At 34.0% G+C, this 24,966-nt stretch carries 28 protein-coding genes, 2 tRNA genes and 2 pseudogenes; 11 read left to right on the top strand and 21 right to left on the bottom strand.

Annotated elements, in window-relative coordinates; translation table 11 throughout:
- Nucleotides 1-167 precede the first annotated feature (167 nt).
- From ABWU48_RS00675 to ABWU48_RS00665, 3 genes are all read left to right on the top strand, one after another.
- The gene (locus ABWU48_RS00675) at nucleotides 168-368 is read left to right on the top strand and encodes a hypothetical protein (RefSeq protein WP_264705874.1); all 201 of its coding nucleotides are present in this window, start codon (nucleotides 168-170) and stop codon (nucleotides 366-368) included.
- Nucleotides 369-635 (top strand): hypothetical protein, encoded by a 267-nt coding sequence (locus ABWU48_RS00670; protein ID WP_244663111.1) that lies wholly within the window; start codon nucleotides 369-371, stop codon nucleotides 633-635.
- Between the two features lie 121 nt (nucleotides 636-756).
- A complete protein-coding gene (locus ABWU48_RS00665; protein WP_264329435.1) occupies nucleotides 757-1,488 on the top strand; it encodes a ComF family protein in 732 nt (243 codons plus the stop codon).
- A 36-nt stretch (nucleotides 1,489-1,524) separates the two neighbouring features.
- On the opposite strand, the gene ABWU48_RS00660 is transcribed toward ABWU48_RS00665, so the two are convergent.
- The 3 genes and pseudogenes from ABWU48_RS00660 to ABWU48_RS00650 form a co-directional block, all read right to left on the bottom strand.
- Complete coding sequence (locus tag ABWU48_RS00660) at nucleotides 1,525-1,659, bottom strand: hypothetical protein (RefSeq protein WP_256437791.1); 135 nt, start codon at nucleotides 1,657-1,659, stop codon at nucleotides 1,525-1,527.
- A 7-nt stretch (nucleotides 1,660-1,666) separates the two neighbouring features.
- Entirely contained in the window at nucleotides 1,667-2,623 is a 957-nt protein-coding gene (locus tag ABWU48_RS00655; RefSeq protein WP_209472359.1) for an IS5 family transposase, read from the bottom strand.
- Between the two features lie 85 nt (nucleotides 2,624-2,708).
- Nucleotides 2,709-3,206 (bottom strand): annotated as a pseudogene (locus ABWU48_RS00650) (competence protein ComEC); the annotation flags it as partial.
- A 62-nt stretch (nucleotides 3,207-3,268) separates the two neighbouring features.
- Here ABWU48_RS00650 and ABWU48_RS00645 point away from each other — a divergent pair.
- Nucleotides 3,269-3,345 (top strand) — tRNA-Met (locus tag ABWU48_RS00645).
- A 3-nt stretch (nucleotides 3,346-3,348) separates the two neighbouring features.
- Here the strand turns inward: ABWU48_RS00645 and pdxH are convergent.
- From pdxH to ABWU48_RS00630, 3 genes are read right to left on the bottom strand one after another with little or no spacing between them, the layout of a single operon-like run.
- On the bottom strand, nucleotides 3,349-3,942 hold the full coding sequence (pdxH, locus tag ABWU48_RS00640) for a pyridoxamine 5'-phosphate oxidase (protein WP_209472544.1): 594 nt from the start codon (nucleotides 3,940-3,942) through the stop codon (nucleotides 3,349-3,351).
- Nucleotides 3,943-3,958: 16 nt separating this feature from the next.
- The gene (mutM, locus tag ABWU48_RS00635) at nucleotides 3,959-4,762 is read right to left on the bottom strand and encodes a bifunctional DNA-formamidopyrimidine glycosylase/DNA-(apurinic or apyrimidinic site) lyase (RefSeq protein WP_264705866.1); all 804 of its coding nucleotides are present in this window, start codon (nucleotides 4,760-4,762) and stop codon (nucleotides 3,959-3,961) included.
- Nucleotides 4,728-4,871 carry a hypothetical protein gene (locus ABWU48_RS00630; RefSeq protein ID WP_187296969.1) on the bottom strand — a complete coding sequence of 48 codons (144 nt, stop codon included), beginning with the start codon at nucleotides 4,869-4,871 and terminating at the stop codon, nucleotides 4,728-4,730. Before ABWU48_RS00630 ends, mutM begins: the two co-directional genes overlap by 35 nt.
- A gap of 19 nt (nucleotides 4,872-4,890) precedes the next feature.
- Between ABWU48_RS00630 and ABWU48_RS00625 the strand changes: the two genes are divergently transcribed.
- Nucleotides 4,891-4,963, top strand: a tRNA-Thr gene (locus ABWU48_RS00625).
- Between the two features lie 46 nt (nucleotides 4,964-5,009).
- Here the strand turns inward: ABWU48_RS00625 and ABWU48_RS00620 are convergent.
- From ABWU48_RS00620 to ABWU48_RS00605, 4 genes are all read right to left on the bottom strand, one after another.
- A complete protein-coding gene (locus ABWU48_RS00620; protein ID WP_353288393.1) occupies nucleotides 5,010-6,536 on the bottom strand; it encodes an acyl-CoA carboxylase subunit beta in 1,527 nt (508 codons plus the stop codon).
- Nucleotides 6,537-6,643: 107 nt separating this feature from the next.
- Nucleotides 6,644-6,946 (bottom strand): hypothetical protein, encoded by a 303-nt coding sequence (locus ABWU48_RS00615; RefSeq protein WP_231115838.1) that lies wholly within the window; start codon nucleotides 6,944-6,946, stop codon nucleotides 6,644-6,646.
- Between the two features lie 24 nt (nucleotides 6,947-6,970).
- Nucleotides 6,971-7,327, bottom strand: a complete 357-nt coding sequence (locus ABWU48_RS00610; RefSeq protein WP_223823154.1) for a hypothetical protein — start codon at nucleotides 7,325-7,327, stop codon at nucleotides 6,971-6,973.
- A gap of 32 nt (nucleotides 7,328-7,359) precedes the next feature.
- The gene (locus ABWU48_RS00605; RefSeq protein WP_255324782.1) at nucleotides 7,360-7,494 is read right to left on the bottom strand and encodes a hypothetical protein; all 135 of its coding nucleotides are present in this window, start codon (nucleotides 7,492-7,494) and stop codon (nucleotides 7,360-7,362) included.
- Between the two features lie 154 nt (nucleotides 7,495-7,648).
- Here ABWU48_RS00605 and ABWU48_RS00600 point away from each other — a divergent pair.
- Nucleotides 7,649-8,792, top strand: a pseudogene (locus tag ABWU48_RS00600) (transposase).
- Between the two features lie 23 nt (nucleotides 8,793-8,815).
- Complete coding sequence (locus tag ABWU48_RS00595; RefSeq protein WP_155975166.1) at nucleotides 8,816-8,965, top strand: hypothetical protein; 150 nt, start codon at nucleotides 8,816-8,818, stop codon at nucleotides 8,963-8,965.
- A 16-nt stretch (nucleotides 8,966-8,981) separates the two neighbouring features.
- Here the strand turns inward: ABWU48_RS00595 and ABWU48_RS00590 are convergent, their stop codons facing one another.
- From ABWU48_RS00590 to ABWU48_RS00560, 7 genes are all read right to left on the bottom strand, one after another.
- On the bottom strand, nucleotides 8,982-10,232 hold the full coding sequence (locus ABWU48_RS00590; protein ID WP_264706185.1) for a citrate synthase: 1,251 nt from the start codon (nucleotides 10,230-10,232) through the stop codon (nucleotides 8,982-8,984).
- A gap of 80 nt (nucleotides 10,233-10,312) precedes the next feature.
- Nucleotides 10,313-10,582, bottom strand: coding sequence for a 30S ribosomal protein S20 (gene rpsT / locus ABWU48_RS00585; RefSeq protein ID WP_012673338.1), 270 nt, complete (start codon nucleotides 10,580-10,582; stop codon nucleotides 10,313-10,315).
- Between the two features lie 51 nt (nucleotides 10,583-10,633).
- Nucleotides 10,634-11,221 (bottom strand): lysophospholipid acyltransferase family protein, encoded by a 588-nt coding sequence (locus tag ABWU48_RS00580; RefSeq protein WP_010081980.1) that lies wholly within the window; start codon nucleotides 11,219-11,221, stop codon nucleotides 10,634-10,636.
- A 193-nt stretch (nucleotides 11,222-11,414) separates the two neighbouring features.
- Complete coding sequence (locus tag ABWU48_RS00575; protein ID WP_353288392.1) at nucleotides 11,415-12,401, bottom strand: tyrosine recombinase; 987 nt, start codon at nucleotides 12,399-12,401, stop codon at nucleotides 11,415-11,417.
- On the bottom strand, nucleotides 12,391-12,561 hold the full coding sequence (locus ABWU48_RS00570) for a hypothetical protein (protein ID WP_007549057.1): 171 nt from the start codon (nucleotides 12,559-12,561) through the stop codon (nucleotides 12,391-12,393). Before ABWU48_RS00570 ends, ABWU48_RS00575 begins: the two co-directional genes overlap by 11 nt.
- Before the next feature lie 205 nt (nucleotides 12,562-12,766).
- Entirely contained in the window at nucleotides 12,767-13,402 is a 636-nt protein-coding gene (locus ABWU48_RS00565) for a DnaA ATPase domain-containing protein (RefSeq protein ID WP_006280257.1), read from the bottom strand.
- Between the two features lie 129 nt (nucleotides 13,403-13,531).
- Nucleotides 13,532-14,596 (bottom strand): AI-2E family transporter, encoded by a 1,065-nt coding sequence (locus ABWU48_RS00560; protein ID WP_353288391.1) that lies wholly within the window; start codon nucleotides 14,594-14,596, stop codon nucleotides 13,532-13,534.
- Nucleotides 14,597-14,859: 263 nt separating this feature from the next.
- On the opposite strand from ABWU48_RS00560, the gene ABWU48_RS00555 reads away from it, so the two are divergent.
- Nucleotides 14,860-16,053 carry a bifunctional 2-C-methyl-D-erythritol 4-phosphate cytidylyltransferase/2-C-methyl-D-erythritol 2,4-cyclodiphosphate synthase gene (locus ABWU48_RS00555; RefSeq protein WP_209472538.1) on the top strand — a complete coding sequence of 398 codons (1,194 nt, stop codon included), beginning with the start codon at nucleotides 14,860-14,862 and terminating at the stop codon, nucleotides 16,051-16,053.
- A gap of 896 nt (nucleotides 16,054-16,949) precedes the next feature.
- On the opposite strand, the gene ABWU48_RS00550 is transcribed toward ABWU48_RS00555, so the two are convergent.
- The gene (locus tag ABWU48_RS00550; protein WP_010082017.1) at nucleotides 16,950-18,014 is read right to left on the bottom strand and encodes a 5-(carboxyamino)imidazole ribonucleotide synthase; all 1,065 of its coding nucleotides are present in this window, start codon (nucleotides 18,012-18,014) and stop codon (nucleotides 16,950-16,952) included.
- Between the two features lie 96 nt (nucleotides 18,015-18,110).
- Between ABWU48_RS00550 and apaG the strand changes: the two genes are divergently transcribed.
- Both apaG and ABWU48_RS00540 read left to right on the top strand, forming a co-directional pair.
- Nucleotides 18,111-18,512, top strand: a complete 402-nt coding sequence (gene apaG / locus ABWU48_RS00545; protein ID WP_007549064.1) for a Co2+/Mg2+ efflux protein ApaG — start codon at nucleotides 18,111-18,113, stop codon at nucleotides 18,510-18,512.
- Nucleotides 18,513-18,689: 177 nt separating this feature from the next.
- Nucleotides 18,690-19,595 (top strand): Rpn family recombination-promoting nuclease/putative transposase, encoded by a 906-nt coding sequence (locus ABWU48_RS00540; RefSeq protein WP_353288390.1) that lies wholly within the window; start codon nucleotides 18,690-18,692, stop codon nucleotides 19,593-19,595.
- Nucleotides 19,596-19,605: 10 nt separating this feature from the next.
- On the opposite strand, the gene ABWU48_RS00535 is transcribed toward ABWU48_RS00540, so the two are convergent.
- Entirely contained in the window at nucleotides 19,606-21,204 is a 1,599-nt protein-coding gene (locus tag ABWU48_RS00535) for an ABC transporter permease (RefSeq protein ID WP_353288389.1), read from the bottom strand.
- Between the two features lie 129 nt (nucleotides 21,205-21,333).
- Here ABWU48_RS00535 and ABWU48_RS00530 point away from each other — a divergent pair, with 129 nt between their 5' ends.
- Entirely contained in the window at nucleotides 21,334-22,161 is an 828-nt protein-coding gene (locus ABWU48_RS00530) for a rhodanese-related sulfurtransferase (RefSeq protein WP_264705861.1), read from the top strand.
- Here the strand turns inward: ABWU48_RS00530 and ABWU48_RS00525 are convergent.
- Nucleotides 22,149-22,283, bottom strand: a complete 135-nt coding sequence (locus ABWU48_RS00525; protein WP_255407365.1) for a hypothetical protein — start codon at nucleotides 22,281-22,283, stop codon at nucleotides 22,149-22,151. The two genes, ABWU48_RS00530 and ABWU48_RS00525, sit on opposite strands and share 13 nt — an antisense overlap.
- A 56-nt stretch (nucleotides 22,284-22,339) precedes the next feature.
- Nucleotides 22,340-24,790: a type I DNA topoisomerase gene (gene topA / locus ABWU48_RS00520; RefSeq protein ID WP_209472532.1), complete on the bottom strand. Its 2,451-nt coding sequence runs from the start codon at nucleotides 24,788-24,790 to the stop codon at nucleotides 22,340-22,342.
- Nucleotides 24,791-24,966: the final 176 nt, after the last annotated feature.

Genomic DNA, 24,966 nt, shown 5'->3' with positions numbered 1-24,966 from the left:
ATATTAGGCTAGGTTGCATATTTATGATTTTGAGATAAGAATATCGATACTTTAGAAGGTACGTTGAATATGGAGTTGTACCTGCTAAGAAAGCAGAAGATAACACACTAGTTCCAGAAAATAGTTTCTATAAATCTGTACGTTACGTTGATAATGTGCTAGGACCTGTGAAAGATGTAATTTGTGGAGTTGAGAGTAAAGACAATTATAACAAGTATTATCAAGATAATGATAAATGTGAATACGTGGGCCACAGAGCAGAGGGAGTGTATTCATTGTGTACACTGGGTGCTGTTTTAGCAGCCAACATAATATTGCAACCTTTATTTTTGATAGTGGCATGTTTGTCATACTTTCCAGTCAAGTGATTGTCAAAAATAACAGGGGACTATTGTTTAAAAGCAAGTACAAAGTCATTAGTTGATCATTCAAATGCATTTTTAAGTGCTGGGCAAGATTGTGCTAATGCAGTAGCTAGAGTATTTAACAAGATTGTAAGTTATGCTTGCGCTGCTATCGTTTGGGCTGCCGCGTCAATCATAACGCCACTTGTGTGGGCTTGTGACAAAGTGCAAAGTAAGTTGAGTGAAATACAGGAACCAGAAAAATATCAGCGTTTATCTACTGAGTTATAAGTTCTGCTTTTTCAGCAGTGGCTTAGTTTGAACTATATTGAGATGAAATAAAAAGTGAAAGAGTGTAAGCACAAGTTACTTTAGCTATACTATATAAATTTTATAATATATTTAATGAATTGTGAACCTTCTCTTACTAAACAAAGCTACAAATCTCATATTTCCAAACGTATGCGTAAGTTGCGAGTGTATCATTGATGAAAATCTTAATCTGTGTAGTGAATGTAACAAAAAAATCAATTTTCTAACTAAGCATTACTGCAATGTTTGTGGCGTAGTAATCTTAGACAATATTTATACGTGTGGTAAGTGCATCATCAATCCTCCACCGTTTAAAGTATTAAGATCAGTTTTTGCTTATGATCAACATAGTAGAAACATGATTATAAATTTCAAATTTTTTGATAATTTGAATTACGTAAAAATCTATGCAAAGTGGATACACCAAGCTAATCAGGATACATTTCAGAACGCAGAGATCATAATCCCTATACCGTTACATAAAATGCGCTTGTTTAAACGTAAATATAATCAAGCAGCACTGCTTGCAAAAGAATTGAGTAAGTTGTCCAATTTATCATATACGCCATTTGCAATAAAACGCCTTCGCCATACTGCGCCTCAAGCTGGTCTTTCACTTAAACAGCGTGAAAAAAATTTAAAGAAGGCTTTTAAAACAAGCAACAAGAAAATTATCGAAAATAAAATCGTGATATTAGTTGATGATGTGGTAACAACCGGAGCAACTGTAAGATCTTGCTCTCAGGAAATTTTAAACTCCGGTGCAAAAGAAGTGAGAGTGCTATCACTTGCAAGAACGGTGAATGATTGGACCTCTTGCATAAAAAATTAGCAGTCAGTATCATCCAAGTAGCTTGACTACTTGGATCTATTTTTTTCTAGATTCCAGCGCCAGCGTCACGCACATAGCTGTACGAACATTGTTTGCCAAGGAGGGTGTCATCCCAGTGCTTGACACTGGGATGGCTTTGTTGCATCGCTCTTCGGATAGTAGGTAACGCACAATAAATTTATGAAGCTATCTCAAATTTAGCCATACCAATATCAGTGAACTTATTGAGCAAATAGCATTTAACAAGTAGTTCCTTCTCTCTATTTGTCTCAGATTTATTCCTAAAACTAAACCCGAATGTTTGTTTCAGTCGCGAGAAAAAACTTTCTATATAAGATCTTTTTCCATAACTCATCTCTTTTTTCCACTTCTTTATACTATCTTCATCATATGACTTTATGAGCTTGACTGCAGAATTTCTCTCAGCCATATAGTCTAACTTTGGATGCTCTGCTGCGTTGTTTTTCGGAGGAATTTTCGTTTTTATACCATATTGATTACACAGCTTATAGAGCTTTTCTCTGTCATATGCCCTATCTGCATATAGTACTTTTATGACATACTGAAAATCGACTTCTTTTAGCAAATCACAAGCTCCATAGTGATCAGAGTAGACACCGTTACTGTATTTTACAGCTATGGCTTTTTTGCTGTTTGTATTCAACATTACATGCAATTTTCTTGTCTGTTCATAGCTGCGATACTTTCTATCTTCGCTATTTTCTTTGCTATGACCAGGAGTGTTGTTGTATATACTAATTCCTGTACTGTCTATAGCAATTTCGATATCTTCCATATTATTTTTATCAATTCTGCAATCATTGATCTTAATATTGAGTTTCTTAAACCTTCTTGATGATTGTGAATAGCTGATAACTTGCAAATTTTTCCCAATTTGCTCAAGGTATCCTGCTATAAACCCAACTGTTTGCCTCAGGCCTATTCTAAATAAACAAGTTATTATGTGCACCAAAATTACAACTTTATCGCTATAAATATTGTTGCCACCTGGTATTTTTGGACCATTCTCGTACCACTTTTCTATGGCTTCGTTGATATAATGAAAAATATTTCCTCTTTTTTCTAGAAATTTGTTATATTCGCTATGGTTACTGACCCTCATTTTTTGTGGCATATTTTTTCTTTCAAGGTTAAATGGCTATTTTATAATGAATTTTGTCAGTAGCCACCAGATTTTTTCAGTTGCTATGCAACAAAGCCATCCCAGTATCAAGTACTGGGATGACAGAAGAGGGCGCTGGGATGACAGAAGGGAGCACTGGGATGACAGAGGAGGATTCTGGAATGGTGGAAGGCTTTGTAATAGAAAGCAGAAATTGTTTGTATGAGCCCCTGTCATTAATATCCTTCACTGTGGCAACGATATTTTTTACATACCTCTCTTTATCAAGAATTTGAGTATCAACTAAAGCTGTTCTTAATTTACTGGCTGTAAATCCTATGAGCACTGCAATTAAAGCAATGCATAATATTGCGTACTTTCTGTATAATATTGCAATCAAAATTAGTGTGGGTAAAAGCAAAAGAAAAATAGATATGCAGCTTGGTTCAAAACTTAGGGAAAAATATGTTAAAATTCCTGCACACTGAAGAACAGGAAACCACAGTATCAAGTTATATTGTTCATTGCGCAGATTGTTACGTATATAACTAACTATTATGTCAAGAAAAGTTAATAAGTGTGTCGATATTTGCATGTGGTGAAATTTTATTTTTCTTTTTTCATTATTTGTATATATAATAACTAAATAAGCAACGACGCGGGATGGAGCAGCTCGGTAGCTCGTCAGGCTCATAACCTGAAGGTCGTAGGTTCAAATCCTACTCCCGCAACCATTTTTAAGGATATAGTTGTTCCACTTTCCAATCGCTTCCCTCAACAAGAGTGTATCTAAATCTAATATGCTTCCTATATTCACCTTCTTGCCAAAATTCAATTACTTTTGGGATTACGCAAAATCCCACCCAAAAATCAGGACGAGAAACTTGTGTATTGTGAAATTCTTTTTCCTTCAATTTTATAGCTTGCTCAAAATCTTGCCAATCTTTCAGAATGCTCGATTGTTTTGAGCACCATGCGCTAATTTGACTACCCAGCGCTCGAGAAGAGAAGTATTTGTCAGTTCTTTCATCGTTTAGAAGTTTAACCTCTCCTTCAATTCGCACTTGCCTAGCAAATTCTATCCAATGAAACACTAACGCAGCTTTGGGGTTCTCAGTCAATTCTTTCCCTTTTTTACTGTTTACGTTAGTGAAAAACACAAAACCTTCTTTGCTATATTCCTTTAGTAATACTACTCTTGCAGATGGAATGTAGTCTTTGCTACAAGTTGCTAGCGTCATTGCAGTTGGTTGTTCACACGGAGAATTAAGTACTGCTTTGTACCACTTTGAAAACAAATCAAACGGATCTTTTTCAGGTGAGAATGTCATATCTAAAAATAAAATCTTAATTCTGGCACGCGTTGCAAAAATAAGTGCTACGGCCATTTTGTCGTATAAGTGTTATGATATTATTGCAAATCTTGCAAGGTTTTTGAACTTTACCATATACGTAAAAGTTATTTTGAAAGTATCCAGCAGATCCAGATGGCTGTGCATAATCTTTCAGTGTTGAACCGCCTGCAGCAATTGCATCACTCAGAGTATTTTTTATTTCAGCAGCAAGTTTTTCGCACTCTCTATAGGTCAAGTTTTTTGCTGACCTGAGTGGTGATATACGGGCTCTAAACAAGCTCTCAGAAGCATATATGTTGCCTACGCCAACTATTGATTTATTGTCCATTAACGCTGATTTGATATTCACTTTTTTGTTTTTCAGCAACTCCTGTAAATAGTCTCCACTGAATTCATCCGTGAGGGGCTCTATTCCGAAACCGTCAAAAAAATTTATTTCTTGTTCTTTGCTTAAAATAATAACTAGTCCAAATCTTCTTGGGTCATTAAAGATTATTGAAGTATTATCGGAAAATAAAAATACCACGTGATCGTGCTTATTCCGCACTTGAGCATATATAAGCTTTCCGCTCATGCCAAGATGTATGATTACAGCCATACTATCTGTATTCCAGATTATATACTTACCTCTACGCTTGATATCGTTTATAACTTTGCCCTTTAGCAAATCATCAATATTTTTTGTTACTGGTACACGCAAATTCCAATTATTTACTGTAACACTGCTTATTTGCTTGTTTTTAATTTTATCAAGCAAAAAATTAGAGATTACTTCCACTTCCGGTAGTTCTGGCATCTTGTCTACTCTGTTGCTGTTTTTTTCTTTTTACAATATTTTGCTTTAAAGCTTTTGCCAATCTTTTTCTCTCTTCTTCTTTTTCCTTATTCCTTTTTGTGTTATTCATTATCATAATATATAAGACTGCCGTTGTAGCTCAGGTGGTAGAGTACGTCATTGGTAATGACGAGGTCCCAAGTTCGAATCTTGGTAACGGCACACTCTTACAATATTGCATAACTTGCAAGCAAGGCTTAAAAGAAAGTTACAGAGGCAGGTTATCATGCTTTTTCCATATCCTTTCTACTTTCTTGTTTTTGAGTAGCTCTAATGCTTTGTGAAAGTGATGCCTTGTTTTACTTGGCACTATAATGTCATCAATGTATCCATGTGATGCAGCAAAAAATGGATTAGCAAATTTTTCTTTATATTCTTTAATTAACGTTTGCTGATCTTTTTCGTGTCGAAATATAATCTCAACTGCACTTTCAGGGCCCATCACAGCTATTTCAGCAGTTGGCCAGGCATAATTTATATTACCTTTTAGATGTTTCGAATTCATAACAATGTATGCACCACCATACGCTTTTCTAGTGATAAGGCTAATTTTCGGCACGGTCGCTTCAGCGTAAGCGTAAAGCAGTTTCGCTCCGTGTTGTATTATATTATTGTATTCTTGATTTGTACCCGGCAAAAATCCTGGAACATCAATAAGTGTGATGATCGGAATGTTAAATGCGTCACAAAATCTTACAAACCTCGCAGCTTTTCTTGAAGAATCAATATCCAAACATCCTGCAAGGTGCATAGGTTGATTTGCAACAATACCGACAGTATTTCCTCCAATTCTACCAAAACCAGTTATGATATTACGAGCAAAATCAGGTTTCAGTTCAAAGAAATTCCTTTCATCACAAACTTTTTCAATGAGTTCATACATATCATAAGGAGTATTAGGATTGCTAGGAATCAGAGTATTTAAAGATTCATCAATCTCATTAACATCATTACAGATTGGTGCAGATTTTGGTGATTCTTGATTATTTGCTGGTAAGAAAGTAAAGAATTCACGCATTTTTAGCAGCATTTCAACATCATTATTGAATGCAAAATCCGCTACTCCTGTTTTGCTTGTATGAATTTTTGCTCCACCAAGGTCTTCGAAACTTACATCTTCGTAGGTAACATTTTTTACTACATCTGGTCCGGTTATAAACATATATGAACTGTTTTTCACCATGAAAGTAAAGTCAGTTAATGCTGGGGAATAAACTGCACCTCCTGCACATGGGCCCATAATTAAAGAAATTTGTGGTATAACACCCGATGCATTTACGTTTCTTTGAAAAATTTCTCCATAACCAGCAAGAGAATTTACTCCTTCCTGAATTCTGGCTCCACCAGAATCATTTAGTCCGATAATTGGAACTCTGGCATTAATTGCCATATCCATAATTTTGCATATTTTTTTTGCATGTGACGCACCAAGTGAACCACCAAAGACAGTAAAATCCTGAGAATAAACAAAAACTTTTCTGCCATAAATAGTACCATGACCAATCACTACCCCATCACCTAAAAAATTAGCATTTTGCATGCCAAAATCATTTGCATGATGTTTTACGAATTTATCGTATTCTGCAAAAGAACTTTCATCGAGCAATATACTGAGCCTTTCTCTAGCAGTTAATTTCCCTTTTTCATGTTGTTTGGTAATCCTGTCAGAACCGCCTCCTTTTTCAGCTTCTAGTGCTTTGGTTTTTAGATTTTCTAGTATTTTAAAGTCTTGCATACAATAAAGTAGTTTTCAAATTAGTTGTAGACTTTATTAAGTTTACAAACCCTACTAACTATACACATACACTATTGCTATATGCAACAATGTATGTATGATAATTGTTAATGCTCTGGTGATTCATGGTCACTACTTTGAAAATGTTGCGATGTGTCAACACTTTTCATATTAGAAAGAGGTGGACTAACTGCACTGCTTTTCGTTTGTGCAAAACTTTTAGCAGCTTCAACAACCTTGCTTATACGAGGTTCTTTTTCTAGCTCTTTTAGGTACTTTGAGAAGATTTCACAACTTTTGTCATCCATATGTACCATTATTTTACCAAAACTTTCAGCTTTTTCAGAAGATAAAATCATTTCGATCTTTTCATCGCCTACCCTAAAGGTCATTTTTACTTTGCCTTGCATATCATGATATTGCCAGCTTTTTATTCAGATTAGATTATCTCCTTCTCCTATTCGCAATGCACCATATTCTAAGTCCTTAAATTCCGGGGAGTTCATAAATTTTGCAGGAGTGATCACACTTTTTTCTGGACACTGTACATAATAAAATTTATTATCTCTTTCTACTACAATTCCTTTTTTTTTGTCATTTTCAATACTATCACTTACAATTTGTTTTAGACGTGACAAATATTCGCCGCGTTCTTTCAGTATATCTTCTGGCAATAATCTCCGAACTTCTTGGCTCACATCAGTGCCTGTTGAAACTAGATTAAACATTTCTAACATAAGAGGCCGTAGTTTTTCTTTTCCAGTCTCAGTAACATTTTTATCTTGCTCCATGAGGTGGTATAAGATCAGTATCGAATAATCTATTATTGATGACTTTTTTCTCCTTGGAATACATCAACACTAAACATGACCTTGTGCTTTTTTGCATCGTCTATAGATTTTTGAAGTCTCTTTGCTATGTTTTCGATAGCTTCATCATTAGGTAAGTGTTCAGGCAATGGCGTCAACTTAAGGAAAAATATCAGCGATAGTGTATAAAATTTCTCTCCAAATTTTTTATCATTAAATTATCCAAAGAGTGCAAGGGACAGCACTTTTGTTTCTGTTTTATTTCAACAAAGAAGTCTAAAATGTGTCCTTTTTAGGTGAAATATGCAAAAAGGAAAAAACCTTATTCTACAAATTAAAAATATAATATACTCGAAAACTTTTCAGAAAATCCATTGTGTTGAGTTTTACACGAACAAGAAAACTTCCTTTTTCGACAGTATTTTCTATGATTTTAAAGTTAGTTAAAAAAAGTTTGGGAATAGAATGTGAACTTATGGAGCCATTGACATGTACCCTCAAAGCAAGCTTTTTCTAAAGCAAGATATAAGATTTGCCATACAGGCTTTCAAGAATTTAAGCATCCAAACAGCCTATCAGGATGAACCTGAGTTGGAGAGGCTATAGACTTATTGCAGCAGATGGTTCTGGTATGAGATTACCCAGCTCTGGGGAAATTGTATCCGAGTTTGAACCAAATGGAACAACAGGCACCATTGGCAATTTGTTTGTTGATTTGTGTACTTCATTGATTTGCAGTGCTCGTCTTGCAGCTTGGAATATAGGTGAACAAACGTTGGCGGCAGAGCAATTACCCGAAGTTATCACTCAAATGCGTTTATTAAATCAAGAGAAATTATTATTTATCTATGATCGTCTTCAGTAAAATTCATTCAGCAGCATTATAATTTGGAAGTAGATTTTATTTTTCGCTTGCAAAAAAGAAATTATAGTAAGCTATGGGAACGCTGGCGAATTAGATTTTGATTTTATATTAGAAAATGAAAAGCTAAAAAATAAAATGAAAGGACAGAAAGTAAGAGTTATAGTGCTGACATTAGCCAACTGAGAAACAGAGTTTTTGACCGAGACTTTGGAGCAAAGCTTATGTGTTAAGGTGGCACATAGAGGAGTGCTATAAACGACTCAAAGTAGGAGCAGAGTTAGAGAATTTTTCTGGAGAGGCTGTATTACAAGAATTTTGGGCAAACTTGGTCATGTGCAATATATTATCGCTTCATATATGTGATGCACAAGGGCCTTGGAACCCAGATCAAATTACTGAGTATCGTTTAAATTTTTCAGTTTTATTTAGTGTAATGAGACAGAAACTCTATCAGGTACTTATTGCGCCAAAAAACTTTCAAGCCCTTTTTAAGTATACGCGCTAAAGTTAAAATCCGACCGGGACAGCCGCAATAAAGTAGATAAGCCTAAACGCCATCATGTCTTTAGGAGAGTTTGCTAATGAAAGTTCTTAAGTTGACGCCATTGGCTGAACGGATACGGAATGACACCATCCTTTTTTCTGGATTCCAGACTGGAATGACACCTCTGGACACTTCCGTCGTAAAGGAACCAGTGTCAGCTACTCGGATGACACCTTTTTTCTACTTAGTTTGGGTTATGCAAGAAGTCTAATGAAGTGAAAATAAATTTATTTACCAAAATAGAGTTGCCTTGGTCTACAGATCTTAGTTTCTTTATCATTTATCATTTCATACCACTGAGTAACCCAACCAGTGGTTCTTGCAAGTGCAAAAATAGGCGTGAACATATTTGAGGGGATATCAATAGCATTCATTATTATACCTGAGTAAAAATCAACATTTGGATATAACTTACGCACGATAAAATATTCATCCTTTAAAGCTATTTCTTCAAGTTTTTTTGCAATTTTAAGCAGTTCATTATTTTGTTCTAGTTTACTTAGAACCTCATGGCAAGCGCCTTCCAATATACGCGCGCGCGGATCATAATTTTTATAAACACGATGTCCAAATCCCATCAATTTAAATGGATCTTTATCATCTTTAGCTTTTTCGATGAATTTATCTATATCTCCACTTTGCTCTATCTCTTTTAGCATATTTATAACTGCCTCATTAGCTCCACCATGTGCTGGTCCCCAAAGTGTAGCAACTCCTGCAGAGAGGCTTGCAAACAGATTAGAACCAGCCGATCCCACCAATCTGACAGCCGCCGTAGAAGCATTCTGTTCATGATCAGCATGGAGAGTAAATATTTTATCCAGAGCTTTTGCAAAAAGGGCGCTTTTATCATTATCAACAGCATCGCCAAATATCATCTTTAAGAAATTTTCACTGTAACTTAATTCATTGTTAGCATTTATGAATTCCTGATTGTTGATATGCCTATAAATCATTGCAATAATTGTGGAAACTTGCGCTATTGCAGAAATTCCAAAATCTAGGTCTTCACCATTGACATTGTTGCCATGCTTTTCATGATAAGATGCTGACAAACTTGCAAAACATGCAACTAAGATTGACATAGGGTAAGCAGTTTTTGGAAATGCTTTAATTACATTTGTAACTTGCTCTGATACTTTGGATGATTCTTGTATTTTGAGAAGAAATTTTTTGTGTTGCTCTGAACTGGGTAATTCACCATAGAGCAATAAATAAATCACAGCAGTAAAATTATTATTCTCTGCCAAATCAGCTATATTATGTCCCCTATATTTAAGAACTCCTTCATCTCCATCAATGAATGTAATTGTAGAAGAGCATGAAGCTGTAGAAACAAACCCTGGATCGTAAGTGAATAATCCTGTCATCTTATATAAATCCTTGATATTTAACACATCAGGACCTGTTGTTCCGCTTAATACAGGTAGCTCGATTTTTAATCCATTACTTAGTTCTAATAGCACTTTTTTATCCATCACTTAAGCTACTTAAATTTTATACAGAATATACAAACTGAGGAGTATATATTAATACAGTTAACTTTACATTAACCGTATTAAGCGGTCATCAATGCTTTTACTTTTGCATTTAAGCGACTTATTTTACGCGCAGCAGTATTCCTATGAATAACACCTTTATTCACACACTTGTGTAAATTAGATTCAGCATTCCGAAATGCCAGAACAACATTTTCTTTGTCGCCAGACTTGATTATATCAACCAATTTTCTAATAGAGGTGCGAGTTTTACTTTTCCGCATCTTATTTATTAAAGTGCGCTTTGCTATTACCTTTATCATTTTTTTAGCACTCTTATGATTTGCCATATATTAATACCTAAAATACTGTACTTTTCTTTTAATTATAAAGTTTTTTTGTTAATTTGCAATATCAGTTTTTCCTATGGTTAATCTACTGCTTCTCTCTTCAATAATTTTTTCTAAACTTTGCAAGAATTCATTTTTGTTTAACCCAGGATATATTGGGGGCAATATTTCTATTACTGCCTTTCCGGGATTCTTTCTCAGAGAAAGTATGCTTTTTGGCCAAAACAAACCAGTGTTTAAAGCAACCGGTAACACAGGAACAGATAATACGCTATATAAAGCAGCAATACCTGGTTGATATTTTATATTTTGGTTTATAGTTGTTCTTGTACCTTCAGGAAATATTATTATGCTTCTATTTTCTTTTATACGCATTTTTGCTAGTTTGATTATATGGCGTATAGAACTGATACCATCTGAACGGTTAATAAAAATCATTTTCAGCGCTATAAGATGCAAACCAATGAATGGAATCCATTTCAATTCACGTTTTAAAATAAAAACCGCTTTTCTAAATAGTAGTATAAAAATAAATGTTTCAAATGGAGATTGGTGTTTAGATGCAATGATAAAAGGTTGCTTAGGGATGTTTTCCATTCCCCTCACTTCATATTTAATGCCACATAATAAACGCAGCATGAATAATACAACTCTCACCGAACAGACGAGGAAAATGGTTATTACACACTCAGAAAAGAAAATTACAGGGAGAGTAATGAAAGTATAGAATACCTCCCATAATATAAGAAAGAAATTAAACAATAAACTTGAAATCACAAACTCACATAAATTTATTTAAATTTAACTTTATTACAAATTAAAAACAATAAATTTAATTATTGATCATCTGAGTAATAGGATGCGAATCAGCTAATTTGTCCTTTAACTTTTCGTTAGCAATATGAGTATATATTTGTGTTGTAGAAAGGTTAGTATGGCCAAGAACTTTCTGTATCAACACAATATTTGCTCCGCTATTTAGTAGATGGGTAGCAAAAGAATGCCTAATCACGTGTGGAGAGATCTTATTTTCATCAATATTGCATTTTCTTGCCAACTCCTTCATTAATTGACCGACCCTCTGCCTTGTAATTGGTTTATTAGGTTTATCACCTGGGAATAGCCAATCGGATTCCTTTTCTTTAGAGATCAGATTATCACGAACTGATAAATAATTTCTAAGGCTCTGCAATGCTTGTTCATTAAAAAGAATTTGCCTCTCTCTACCACTTTTTCCTTTTATTATTATATAGCATTCTTTGTTATTACTGTTTATTAAATGTGACACTTCACATAATTTCATACTAATTAGTTCAGAAACACGCATTCCAGAAGAGTAAAGGATATCTAAAATCGCACATAGCCTTTTACTGCTTATCTCTTTATTCGATTCGCTTGCTGATTTTCTCACTGTGTCCATTAGCAAAAATATTTCTTCGACACTTAAATACTTAGGCAAAGGACGAGAAACTTTTGGATTCTTTAATTCAGCATCATTATCCGGCGCTGGATTAAAATCTATTATTCCGTCATTAAATAGACACTTGTAAAAATTTTTCATAGCGGATATTTTTCTTGATATAGAGCTACTTTTATATTTTTTTTGTGTACATAAAGATTTCACATAATCTTTAATATTGGTTTTGTTTACACCAACCAAGGTAGTGCCGCTTTCCAATAAAAATTCTTCAAACTGGTGTAAATCCGAACGATAACTTTCCAGAGTATTTTGTGCAGCGGACCTCTCTGAAGCTAAAGCATCTATGTAATATGTTATGTAAAGATTTTCTTTTTTATTTTGCGACTGTTTATTTTTCATTATCAGTTCCTATATTTATTTCTTTGGCTATAATTTGATTAGAAGTGTTCCCTGTGTTTCTTATGAGAAAATATGAGACAAATAAAGCATTTATCAATAGAGTGAACATCACAAACTTTTGCTTTAACCTTTTTCTTAAATTTAATCTTACTCTTATCATAGTTAAATTATAACGTTAAATCTATAAAAAACACCTTATAAAGTGAGCTCTACTATAAATATAGAATACTTCTTAGCTGTATCTATCTATATTTATTATAACATAACATTGATTATAATTCTAACATGGACAGATAGAGATTCCAATTACGTTAGTGTTATGGGTGTTAATAAATTTTTAATATACACCTTTACAAAAGAAGAAATCAAATGGCATCTTTTTTTAATAAAGTGCTAATAAAAGGAACGGTCACATTTGACCCTATAGATTCATTATCTATCTTTTCTATAATTTTATCAATGCTATAGAAAGAACGTTCTATTCTTGCTAAAATATAATTAATCACTTTTAAATCAATTTTTAACTGTTTATCTGAAAATCGTTTTATTAGCATAATTCTTAATAATTCCTCGCTTGCAGGCAAAATTTTTACGCTGATAGTTGATAATATTCGAGAACTTAAATCTCTTAGTTTGAAGTTAAGCTTTTTTGGTGAAATTGAAGAAGTGATTAGCAGCCTCTTGTCGTTTTCTTTCATGTAATTGTAACAATGTAATAACATTGCTTCATCTTTAATGTTTTGTACGTCTTCTAAAATAAAAGCATCGCTATACCTAATCTCGCTTACGAAGTTATTCACATTGATAAAGATTGCATCGTTTATTGATTGCCAAATATGAGCAAGATGAGTTTTACCGGAGCTTTTAGGTCCAAAAAGAATCAGACATTTCCAAGATAAATCATTAACTACCGAATTATATACGTGCTTATTTTCATCTAAGATGATGTAATTTTGCCGGCTATAATCAGCTTGATTGTTGTTAAATAAATTTAATTGCACGTTGAACCTCTTACGTAACCTCTTTCTGGTAGTAATTTTTGCGCAGAAATTTACTTACGCTCCTCAAATGTGTCAGGTATTCTGGGCTCATTTCTCCTCTTACCATAAATTGATTATGCAAAAGGTCTGTTAGCCGTTTTTATAAAGCTCACTTTTAAAATATTTATTGATTGCATATTCTACTGATACATTGAACATTGCTATTATTGGAATAAAAAGTAATATACCTGTAAATCCAAAATATGAAGCGCATATAGTAATTCCCAGAATAATTACAGTTGGATGTATATGAACTTTTTTTCCTATTAATAAAGGAACTAATATGTTTGAATCTATTAATTGTCCAACACCAAATAATAGCAAAACAGCAGCACTTTCAAACCATCCACTAAATTGAGTGATAGCGCTCAAAAACCCAATAATGGTATATAATAATGGCCCTACGTAAGGTATGAACGTTAACATTCCTGATAAAATTCCAATAACAATAGAGTGTTCCAATCCAATTATGCTCAGACTCACAGAGTAAAAGACCATCATGACAATACATACATTTACCTGCCCCTTTAGATAATTAGATATAATGAAATCCACTTTGGAAAAATAATCTGCAATTTTTCCTCTGTAAGGAATAGGGATTAATTTACCAGCTTTTTCTATAATTAAAGGCCAATCACGTAATATATAGAAAAACACTACAGGAGTAATCACCATTAATGATACCGTGTTAAAGCTTGAACTTAACACTTGGATTATAAAGTTACTAGCAATATCAAGAGCATTCATGAAATAAGATACATAGTTGCTGTAATTTTCTGCTAGATTTTTAGATAAATGATCAAATAAGCTATCCTCGATTTTCATATTAAGAAATTCTAATACAGAGGGGATTACTTTAAACTTTAATGAAGGCACTTTACTCACTAAGAAATTTAATATTGAAGTAATTTGAACATATATAATAGGTAAAACAAATGTTATGACTAGTATAAAAGCTATTAATAAAATAAGTATTATAAAAATTACAGAACATGAACGTGGTATTCTATACTTTTCAAACTTGACTACTAGCGGATTAAACAAATATGCAATAATAATAGATATTAAACATGGAAAAATCATAGGACGCATCAGGAATAACATCCCTATTATAAAAAGCAGTATGAAACAAATAGTTATATGACGTTTTTGCATGTGTTTAGCATAGCTAATTTACTGAAAAATATGCAATTTATTTTTCCTATGTTGAAAGTATTTTACGATTTGTAATACTATCATTTTTTACTAAAATTTAGTTGTTTAATCCGCAGGCAAAGATAGATTTTGAGCTCTCTAAATATCTCTTTTGCTATTATAATTATGCTAGTTAATAGGGGAAGTAACTTTTATATGATGTCAGAAATTTTATTTTTCGGAAAGAATCTTGGATAGAGAGGAAAGCTTCTACAAAAAGAAATATGTGCGCTAAGAAATACAAAATAGCAGCATTAATAGTTGCAGCGGGAGTAGGCAGTAGATGCAATTCTACGATTCCTAAGCAATATATAAAACTGGCAGGTAAATCTGTTTTATTTCATACAATTAAAAGATTTCTGGCTAACCAATATATAGATTACATAAGAATAGCAATTAATAGAGACCATGAAAGTTTCTATGAGAAAGCTATATCACTAATTACAGACACTAAATTACTAAGCCCTGTATACGGAGGAGAAAACAGGCAAAGTTCAGTTAAACTAGGGCTTGAAAGCTTACAAAAAATTAACCCAGATTTTGTAGTTATACACGATGCTTGTAGGCCTTTTGTGTCAGATGTTCTGATAGATAACTTGGTTGAATCTATGATTAATGATCAATATACAGGAGTAGTTCCAGCAATAGAAGTTGAAGACACTATGTCATTGGTGAGTAATAGTTTTATTGAATCTACGATTTCAAGAGGAAAGCTCAGAGCCATACAAACCCCTCAAATTTTTAATTTCAAAGAATTATTATCATGCCATCAATCAGTCAAAGAATTTACTGACGATTCATCACTAATGGTAGAGCACAAAAAACATGTTGCGATTATTAAAGGTGAGAAAAGCAATTTTAAGTTAACCACAAAAGAGGATATCAATATGGCAAAGCTTCTTTTTGAAGAGCCAAAATTTCGTGTCGGAGCCGGTTATGATATACATAAGTTCATTAAAGTTCAAAATGGTGCTGAAAGCTTTATAAAAATTTGCGGTGTGAAAATTGAACACAACATGGCAATAGAAGCGCACTCTGATGGTGATGTTGCAATACATGCAATCGTTGATGCAATACTCGGAGCACTGGGATGTGGCGACATAGGAGAGCACTTTCCTCCTAGTTCCTCTGAATGGAAAGATTGCAATTCATCTCACTTTCTTGACTTTGCTGCTAAAAAAGCAAAGGAAAAAGGGTACAGCGTGTCTAATTTAGATATTACTATAGTTTGTGAAGAGCCTAAAATATCGCCTTACAAAGTAGAAATGAAGAAATTCATATCAAAAGCATTAGAAATTGATGATGAATTTGTAAATATCAAAGCAACCACTGCAGAGAAATTAGGTTATATTGGAAGAAATGAAGGAATAGCAGTGCATGCTTCTGTGTTATTGCATACAAACTTTTATTGGGAATAGAAACGAAAAAACTTACTTGACACCCTTCGCCAGCCCCCTTATCATGAAACTGAAGCTATTTATTTATCTTCTCTGTACAGATTAAATGACAAAAAAACTCACGTATCTGGCGTCCCATGTTTAATTTTTTGCACTATGTGCACCTTATGTCTTTATAAAATTTCTAGGTTTTTACCTAATATAAGCTGAAATGCGCTTATAAAGCATTTAAAACATCAAAAAACGCCGATTTAAAAAATGGATAGTGAATAACTAGCTACCCTAGGGTTTCTTTTGCCTTTTTTTCTGTTTAGTAAATTTCTTAATGTTTATAATTTAGATTAGTTGCGGCTTAAAAGCAACTAAATCGCGGTTATTAAGCGTTTAGAATAAAAAAACGCCATACTTGAAAGTATAATGTAAGTAATTAGCCAACCACGGGGCTTCTTTTGCCTTTTTTTTTATTTGGTAAATTTCTTAATATTTATGGCTAAACGACAATCGTCATCCCGCTACTTGTTAGCGGGATCTAGAGATACCGCGGCGGCATGACGTAGGACTGCTGTCATTCAAGTAGCTGACGCTGGAACCCAGCCTTGCTGTAATCTCATCAAGAACGTTGTGTTTTAACATAAGATCAGCCACTTTTATGCTTACCAACTTAATAAAATTCCTGGATCCAAGTAGTCAGGCTACTCGAATGACACCTTCATAAAGTGAAATGAGATCCCGCTAACAAGCAGCGGAATGACGGGAAAAGAGGTGCTGGGATGACACCTTCACAAAGTGAAATGAGATCCCGCTAACAAGCAGCGGGATGACGGGAAAAGAGGTGCTAGAATGACACCGTTTACTATGTAACATCTCATCATATCACAATGTTCGTACAGTTGTGGCGGTATGACGTAGAAAAACTGTTAACTTAAATCTATATTGACATGTCCCATTTTACGCTTATCCCTAACCTCTTTTTTCCCATATATGGTTAAACTAGCTTTTTCGTTGCTCAAATACTTATGAGAATCATATATATCATTACCTATTATATTTTTCGTCATACAAGGAAAGCGTAATACTACTTCCTGCATAGGTAGCCCGCATATTATCCTAACTAGCTGTTCAAATTGACTAACGTTACATGCATCCAAGCTCCAGTGGCAAGAATTGTGAGGTCTGGGAGCTAGTTCATTAACTAACAATTCGTTATCCTTAGTAACAAAAAATTCAATAGCCAGAATTCCTATTACATCAAGCGCATTTGCTATTTTCTTTGCAGCTCGTTGTACCTCTTGAGTTAATTTACTATCTATTTTAGCTGGCACTGTTGAAGTATCAAGTATTCCATCAACGTGGTAATTTTCTGCTATAGGAAAAAAAGCTACTTTACCGTTTTTATCTCTTGCAACGACTATTGAAACCTCTTTCAGTAAATCAACACTTGCTTCAAGAATGTACTCTGTATTCCAATCAAAGGAAGCAAATTGCTTCACTTCAGAATCATTCTCAAGCACATATTGCCCTTTTCCATCATAACCCATTTCTGTTGTTTTCAGCCTTGTTGGATAGCCAAAAGCTCTACTGCTTTTCAGTAGCTCATTATAATTTTGTATACTTTTGTATTCAGCAGTTTTTATACTCAAGCTTCTAATGAAATCTTTCTCTCTAAGCCTATTTTGCGCAATGTGTAACGCTTTTTTACCCGGATAAAAATTTACATCGATATCAATTGCACTACATGGAATATTTTCAGACTCAATAGTGACCAAATCCACACTCTGTGCAAAAGATTCAAGCGCTTTCTTATCAGAGAAATCTGCTATTGTGAAATCATCAGCAATAGAACAAGCTGGATCGTCTTTAGCACTGGCAAAAACATGTATTTTTTGTCCAAGTTTTGTTGCAGCGATAGCAGTCATTTTACCTAATTGTCCACCACCTATTATTCCTATTACTTTTTTGCTCAGCGCATCTGGTTCATTCATACTATAAATTGATATTTCCTAATTAAAGTATACTTGAAAAATCTATGAAAAAAGTATATAATTAAAATACTATTTTCTTATCATGAATATTTTATAATGATAGAATACACACTAACTACCAACTTTGTTGAAGTTACAGTTTTACCAATTTATATTGAAGAGCAATCCATTCCTTATGAAAATTGCTATGTATGGATGTATAACGTTAAGATAAAAAACAAAAGCCAATCAACTATTCAATTGTTAAGTCGTCATTGGCAAATAATAGATTATAAGGGAAAAGTAAATGAAATTGCCGGAGTTGGTGTTATCGGAGAACAACCTGTGATAAAATCTGGAGAGGTATTTAAATACACAAGTGGAACATACTTAAATGTACCGTCAGGAATAATGCAGGGTAAGTATGAATTTCTGAATGAAGAAAGCATAAAAGTTTTTGAAGTTATGATACCACCCTTTTCTTTGGATAGTCCATACATCAAAACTAGACCCCATTAACTGTCAAAATAGTTTATTTGTAACCAGACTGCATTCTGTGATTTTTAGCAAAGCACGATCTTTCATTTGAGCTTTCTTCAATTTAAAATAAATACAGAAACTAGCTATCTTCAAAAATATGGTTGAATAATTGTTAATAATAGTGTATAATTATTAATATTTTCAAGCATTTTTGCCATGGCTCTTTCAAAATTTCTCGATCCTCGCAATGATTTGTGTTTCAAAAAAATCTTTGGAACGGAAAAAAATAAGAATATCCTGATCCACTTTTTGAACGATATTTTAGGGTTTACTGAGATAAATGCAATACAAGAAGTTGAGTTTCTTAGCACTATTATGGATCCCGAAGTTGCCTCTGATAAACAAAGTATTGTTGATGTTCTCTGCAAGGATTCTCACGGAAATAGATATATAGCAGAAATGCAGCTCGCTAGAGACAAGGGCTTCGAAAAACGCGCTCAATTATATGCCGCTAAAGCCTACTCAAGACAATTAGATAAATCTGGCAACTACATTGATTTAAAGAAAGTCTTCTTTATTGCTATATCAAATTGTAACTTACTTCCTGAAGAAGTTGATTATATTTCTACTCACAATATACGTGATATAAAAACTAACGGCCATTACTTAAAAGATTTTCAATTTATCTTTATAGAATTGCCCAAATTTTCAAAAAGTAAAGTAGAGCAGCTAGAAAGTACAATAGAAAGGTGGTGTTTCTTTTTTAAATATGCAGAAGAAACAACAGAAGAGGACTTAAAAGAGATAGCAGAAAAAGCACCAATAATAAAGCTGGCGTATGATGAGTTAGACAAGTTTCGTTGGAACGAAAAAGATTTAGTAGCCTATGAAGAAAGGATAATGGATCTACGCAAAGAAGAAGCCATTCTTGAATACAGACTTGATCTTGCTACTGAAAAAGGCAAAAAAATTGGTAAAGAGGAAGGGAAAATTGAAGGGAAAATTGAAGGGAAAATTGAAGTCGCAAAAGCAATGCTGGCTAATAATGTTGATGTCAACACTATTGTCAAGTTTACTGGCCTTTCTATTAGTGAGATTGAAGAATTAAGTGGAAATCTGTGAACGGTTACGTTTATTTTTTATCCTTATCATCAAGTGTAAATAAGGTTATTGTAGAGATTAAGCCTATTATAACTATTATTAACGAAAATGGGGCAGCTTCTCTATAGCGCTCATCGCTTACAAGTTCATATATTCTAGTTGATATAGTTTCAAAATTAAATGGTCTTATAATAAGTGTTGCTGTGAGCTCTTTGATAGTATCCATAAATACGAGCAAAAATCCCGATAATATACTCTTCTTGATGAGAGGGATATGAACATTCAAACATGTGGAAATAGGTCCATGACCCATAGTATATGCAGTCCACTCAATTTCATTTGGTGTTTTTTTGAGCCCTAACTCTACCGCCTTGAAAGATATAGCAAAAAAACGAAATAAATATGAGTAAACTAATGCGCCAATAGTTCCTACCAAGCTAATTTCCACAATATATTGAGTAATGAAAGAGGATATTCTGCTTAAAAATATTATTATGCTAATTGCGATAATTGCATTTGGAATTGCGTAGCCTAAAGAAATGAGACGTGCTACATTATTGATTACCTTATTTTTACGCGCCGTATATCCAATAATTATTGCAATGCTAATTGAGATTAGTGCAGTGATGAATGATAAACTAACGCTATTTGCTATTATGTTATAGAATCTTGCTTCATATATGAAAAACCCCTTCTCTATGCTCCAATATATGAGCGGAATCATTGGCAAAATAAAACCTATTAATATCGGCAATACACACATAAGATAAGCAAAGATCAATGGTATAGTGCCACTTATACTCCGTTTGTTGTGATAATCTGAATTGGTATTGATTGAAGAGTAGGATATTCCTTTTTTTTGTAGTTTTTTTTCGATAGCTATTAGTGTTGCAACGAAAATCAACTCTGCAACTGCTAAAACAGTAGTTGAATATTTGTCATGCAGTAAAAACCAGGTGCGATATATTCCTGTTGTGAAAGTATCGATAGCAAGAAACTGTGGTGTGCCGAAATCTGTAATTACTTCCATTAGTACCAAAGACAACCCAGCTATAATTGATGGGCGTATGGAGGGTATGATGACAGAAAACAGGCTCTTCAATGAGGAGAACCCAAGTGTTGAAGCAATAGTGACTGAGTTACTAACATTCTTTAGACTTGAGCGGACTAACATATAAACGTATGGATATAGGCTGAATCCCATTACTAATATTCCACCACCTAGGGATTTTATTTCAGGAAACCAATAGTCACCTTTGCTCCACTCTAAAATGTCTCTTAATGAGCTCTGCACCGGACCTGAAAACTCTAGTGTATTTACATAGACGAACGCTACTATATATCCAGGAATCGATATTGGAAAGAATAAAGCAATCTCAAAAATTTTACTTCCAGGAAATGAAAAAAATGTGGTGAGCCAAGCTGGAATTACTCCAAATATGAAAGATATTCCCCCTACTCCTACCATCAAAATTAACGTACTCAGTATATATTCAGGAAAAAGTGTACTGATTACCCATTCGGAATTCGCTGAATCTGTAAATAAGATTGATATTAACGATAGTATAGGACAGACGAATAATATACTTACTAAAAATAAGAATATATTTTTAAATACTCTTAAAAACATTAATTTGAATCTATATTTTATATTAAAATGTTATATGTAAAAACTGAAGATATCCAGTAATTAACAGCCGTACTATTGAATATCTTTATAATTTTGTATATCATGTTTTTAGTTGATAAGTGAATAATCATGAGCTTCGTCATTGCAACTTTCTATCACTTTGTAGAACTCTCTAATTATTATGACATGAAAGACGAAATAAAAGCTGCATGCAACAACGTTGAGTTAAAGGGCACTATACTCCTTGCAGAAGAGGGTGTTAATGCAACAATATCTGGTGAAAGAAACGCAATTGATAAAATATTCGATTTTCTACGTTCTGATTATAGGCTAAGGGACCTTACATGGAAAGAGAGTGCAGCAGAATATCAACCATTTAGCAAGATGAAGGTAAAATTAAAAAGAGAGATTGTGAATCTTGGTGTAAGCAATCTTGATATTTCCCTTAAGGGTAAATATGTTGATCCAGAGCATTGGGATGATTTTACTTCTCAACCTGACGTTTTAGTAATAGATACACGAAACGAGTATGAAGTGAAATTAGGCAAGTTTAAGGATGCAATTAATCCACACACACAATGTTTCCGTGAGTTTCCTCAGTGGACAGAGTCATTTTCTGAGAGTAAAGACCTGAAAGTGGCTATGTACTGCACTGGTGGGATTAGATGCGAAAAATCTACAGCATATATGAAAAGCCTTGGATTTAGTGATGTTTACCATCTTAAAGGCGGCATTCTTTCTTACCTTGAAAAAACTTATAATAAAAATGGTAATTGGAAAGGAGAATGTTTTGTTTTTGATGATAGAATTGCTGTTGATAACTCACTTACTCCAAGCAACACAATAAAATGCATATTCTGCTCAAATCAAGTTTCAACTGATAAACTGAAATCAGTTCCACGTGGCCAAGTGGTTTGTTCTGATTGTAAACTTCAGTGTTATAGCTATAATAAATAAAACATCATACTGCTGCAGTTGTATGCACGTTGTGATTTGAGAGCAACCTCTACCAGAAAGGGTGTCATGCCAGTGCCCAGACACTGGCATCCAGGTTCTTTTTTTCTAGATTCCAGCGTCACACGCTGGAATGACAAAAAAGCTGATTTTTAACGTAGATAATGGTTATGCAAGAAGTCTACTTCTTACCCTTAATCAACTCTAAAGCCTTCTCCAGATCTATACTCTCAATATCTGCACTCTTGCCCAAAGCAACGTTTGTTTTACCGCATTTTATATAGAATCCGTACCTACCGTTGCAGATAAAAACTTCTTTTCCCTTTTCATTAACCCCGAGAGATTTTAACTCTTTGCGTGGACTGTTTGCAATAATTTGTACAACTTCGCTCAATTCTGTATTCAGCACCTCTTTGGAGCTTTTCTTAAGAGAAAAGTATTTACCATCATAGAAAATATAGTACCCAAATCGTCCAAGGCCTATTTTTACTTCCTTTCCGGTTTCAGGGTGTTCTCCGATTACTTTTGGCAAGGAAAGTAACTGAGTAGCGGTGCTCAGATCAATCTCATTAACATTTATATCTTTTGGTATGGAAACCGTTTTTTTCTTTTTTAACTCGTTATTAAACTCCAGATAAAGTCCAAAAGGACCCTTTTTGATCATCACTTCTTGGTTTGTTATATCATCTATACCTAAACTTTTTGGATATTCTGAATTGTCGTTACTACCTGTAATTTCTTTTGTATGGTTGCATTCAGGATAGTTAGAACATCCAAGGAACACCCCGGCTTTTCCAAAGTTCAATTTCAATATGCCACCTAAGCAAGCAGGGCATTTCGTATTCACCTCTTTTCTTCCTTCTTCTGAACAAAACCAATCGATTACCAAATCGTGAATGCCGCTGAAAACTTCATCATGCGTCATTTGCTTGACAGAGTTTACATGACCAAAAAATGGCACCCAAAAGTGGCCTAATTCTTTTTTCCAATCTGCATGTCCATTTGAAATTAAATCAAGCTTCTCTTCCATTTGTGCTGTGAAATCATACTCTACACAACGCTGAAAAAAAGTTTCTAAAAATATAGTAACGATTTTACCGCGGCTGCTTGGAATAAACCTTTTGCTATCCAATGAAACGTACTCACGATCTTGTAATACCGAAATAATTGTTGCATAAGTTGATGGTCGACCTATACCGATTTCTTCCATTTTTTTTACGATACTTGCTTCACTATAACGAGGTGGCGGTTGAGTGAAATGTTGTTTTGGCTCAACTGAAATCAGCTTACACGCTTCCCCTTCCTTCATGGCAGGTAGCAGGCCTTCATTTTCGGCTTCTATGTTATCTTGGTAGACTCTATAAAAACCATCAAAGAATATACTTGATCCACTTGCTCGCAGAATTACTTTCTGGTCAGTAGAACTAATTTCGACTACCACTTGATCAAGAATCGCCGACTCCATTTGACTTGCAATGGTCCTTTTCCAGATTAAATCATACAATTTAAATTGCTCTGGCGTTAAGTAATCCTTAATACTACCCGGCGTTCTATTGATATCAGTTGGACGAATTGCTTCATGTGCTTCTTGAGCATTTTTGACCTTTTTTACATATTTACGAGGAGACTGCGGTAAATATTTATCACCATATAATGACTTAATTGACCCTCTAATTGAGTTTATAGCCTCATCTGCAATATGAAACCCATCTGTACGCATGTAAGTTATCAACCCTACAGTTTCACCACCAATATCGATACCTTCATATAAATTTTGCGCTATGCGCATAACACTTTTCACATTAAAATACAGTTTATTCACTGCATCTTGCTGAAGACTTGAAGTAATAAACGGAGGAAGCGGGTTTCTCTTAACTTGCTTGCGTTCTACTGTGCTTACAGCATATTGCCTTGATTCAATCTCCCTGACTAAGTTCTTTGCTTCTTCTTCATTCTTAATATCAAATTTTTCTAGCTTTTTATTGTCATAGTGGCTTAGCATAGCAAAAAAAGCCTCATCTTTGCTATTTTGCATTTCTGCTTTTATGCTCCAATACTCCTGTGTTATAAATTTACTAATTTCATCTTCTCGTTCGCATATAATCTTTAATGCAACAGACTGCACTCGCCCTGCAGACTTGCTTCCCGACAATTTTGTCCACAGCAGTGGTGACAAACTAAATCCAACTAGATAATCCAAAGCTCTACGTGCTTGTTGTGCACGCACTAAATCCATATTAATTTCACGTGGATTTTTTATTGCTTCTTGTACTGCTCTTTTTGTTATCTCATTAAAGACTACTCTATAAATGTTGTTTTCATTACTGATTGCTTTCTTTTCTTTTAATGTCTCTATCACATGCCAAGCCATTGCTTCCCCTTCTCTGTCTGGGTCTGTTGCAAGATATATATCTGATGTTTTGCTTGCGGCTTTTACTAGCTCTTTTATATACTTTTCTGCTTTTTCAATGGTTTCATACTTTATAGCAAAATCATTATCCGGATCGACAGAACCGTTTTTTGCTGGAAGATCCCTCACATGTCCAAAGGATGCAGCTACTTTGAACTCTTTACTCAAATATTTACCTATTGTCTTTGCTTTCGCAGGTGATTCAACTATTAATAATGCCATATTGTTAATTATTTTAGTACTTAAAGATAATATGTTGAGAAATATACAATGAAAAGTAAAAAAATATTTTAATGGTTCTTGTGAATTTTACAAAGTAGACGGTGTCATGAAAGTAGCTGACACTGGAATGACAGCAGTCCTACGTCATACCGCGATTCATTCGCGGTATCTCATCC

It is taken from the genome of Wolbachia endosymbiont (group A) of Tromatobia lineatoria (assembly GCF_964028565.1).
Taxonomy (GTDB): domain Bacteria; phylum Pseudomonadota; class Alphaproteobacteria; order Rickettsiales; family Anaplasmataceae; genus Wolbachia; species Wolbachia pipientis.
Note: the sequence above shows the minus strand (reverse complement) of the source record. Positions and strands in the feature narration are given on the sequence as shown.

Excerpts from the sequence above, each read along its gene's own strand:
- topA (WP_209472532.1), bottom strand. The coding sequence starts at position 24,790 with ATGGCATTATTAATAGTTGAATCACCTGCGAAAGCAAAGACAATAGGT.
- ABWU48_RS00580 (WP_010081980.1), bottom strand. The coding sequence starts at position 11,221 with ATGCTGCGTTTATTATGTGGCATTAAATATGAAGTGAGGGGAATGGAA.
- ABWU48_RS00530 (WP_264705861.1), top strand. The coding sequence starts at position 21,334 with ATGAGCTTCGTCATTGCAACTTTCTATCACTTTGTAGAACTCTCTAAT.
- ABWU48_RS00555 (WP_209472538.1), top strand. The coding sequence starts at position 14,860 with ATGTGCGCTAAGAAATACAAAATAGCAGCATTAATAGTTGCAGCGGGA.
- ABWU48_RS00655 (WP_209472359.1), bottom strand. The coding sequence starts at position 2,623 with ATGCCACAAAAAATGAGGGTCAGTAACCATAGCGAATATAACAAATTT.
- rpsT (WP_012673338.1), bottom strand. The coding sequence starts at position 10,582 with ATGGCAAATCATAAGAGTGCTAAAAAAATGATAAAGGTAATAGCAAAG.
- ABWU48_RS00610 (WP_223823154.1), bottom strand. The coding sequence starts at position 7,327 with ATGGAGCAAGATAAAAATGTTACTGAGACTGGAAAAGAAAAACTACGG.
- ABWU48_RS00620 (WP_353288393.1), bottom strand. The coding sequence starts at position 6,536 with ATGCAAGACTTTAAAATACTAGAAAATCTAAAAACCAAAGCACTAGAA.
- ABWU48_RS00540 (WP_353288390.1), top strand. The coding sequence starts at position 18,690 with ATGGCTCTTTCAAAATTTCTCGATCCTCGCAATGATTTGTGTTTCAAA.
- apaG (WP_007549064.1), top strand. The coding sequence starts at position 18,111 with ATGATAGAATACACACTAACTACCAACTTTGTTGAAGTTACAGTTTTA.
- ABWU48_RS00575 (WP_353288392.1), bottom strand. The coding sequence starts at position 12,401 with ATGAAAAATAAACAGTCGCAAAATAAAAAAGAAAATCTTTACATAACA.
- pdxH (WP_209472544.1), bottom strand. The coding sequence starts at position 3,942 with ATGACATTCTCACCTGAAAAAGATCCGTTTGATTTGTTTTCAAAGTGG.
- ABWU48_RS00630 (WP_187296969.1), bottom strand. The coding sequence starts at position 4,871 with ATGAATAACACAAAAAGGAATAAGGAAAAAGAAGAAGAGAGAAAAAGA.
- ABWU48_RS00535 (WP_353288389.1), bottom strand. The coding sequence starts at position 21,204 with ATGTTTTTAAGAGTATTTAAAAATATATTCTTATTTTTAGTAAGTATA.
- ABWU48_RS00550 (WP_010082017.1), bottom strand. The coding sequence starts at position 18,014 with ATGAATGAACCAGATGCGCTGAGCAAAAAAGTAATAGGAATAATAGGT.
- ABWU48_RS00570 (WP_007549057.1), bottom strand. The coding sequence starts at position 12,561 with ATGATAAGAGTAAGATTAAATTTAAGAAAAAGGTTAAAGCAAAAGTTT.
- ABWU48_RS00560 (WP_353288391.1), bottom strand. The coding sequence starts at position 14,596 with ATGCAAAAACGTCATATAACTATTTGTTTCATACTGCTTTTTATAATA.
- ABWU48_RS00590 (WP_264706185.1), bottom strand. The coding sequence starts at position 10,232 with ATGGATAAAAAAGTGCTATTAGAACTAAGTAATGGATTAAAAATCGAG.
- mutM (WP_264705866.1), bottom strand. The coding sequence starts at position 4,762 with ATGCCAGAACTACCGGAAGTGGAAGTAATCTCTAATTTTTTGCTTGAT.
- ABWU48_RS00615 (WP_231115838.1), bottom strand. The coding sequence starts at position 6,946 with ATGCAAGGCAAAGTAAAAATGACCTTTAGGGTAGGCGATGAAAAGATC.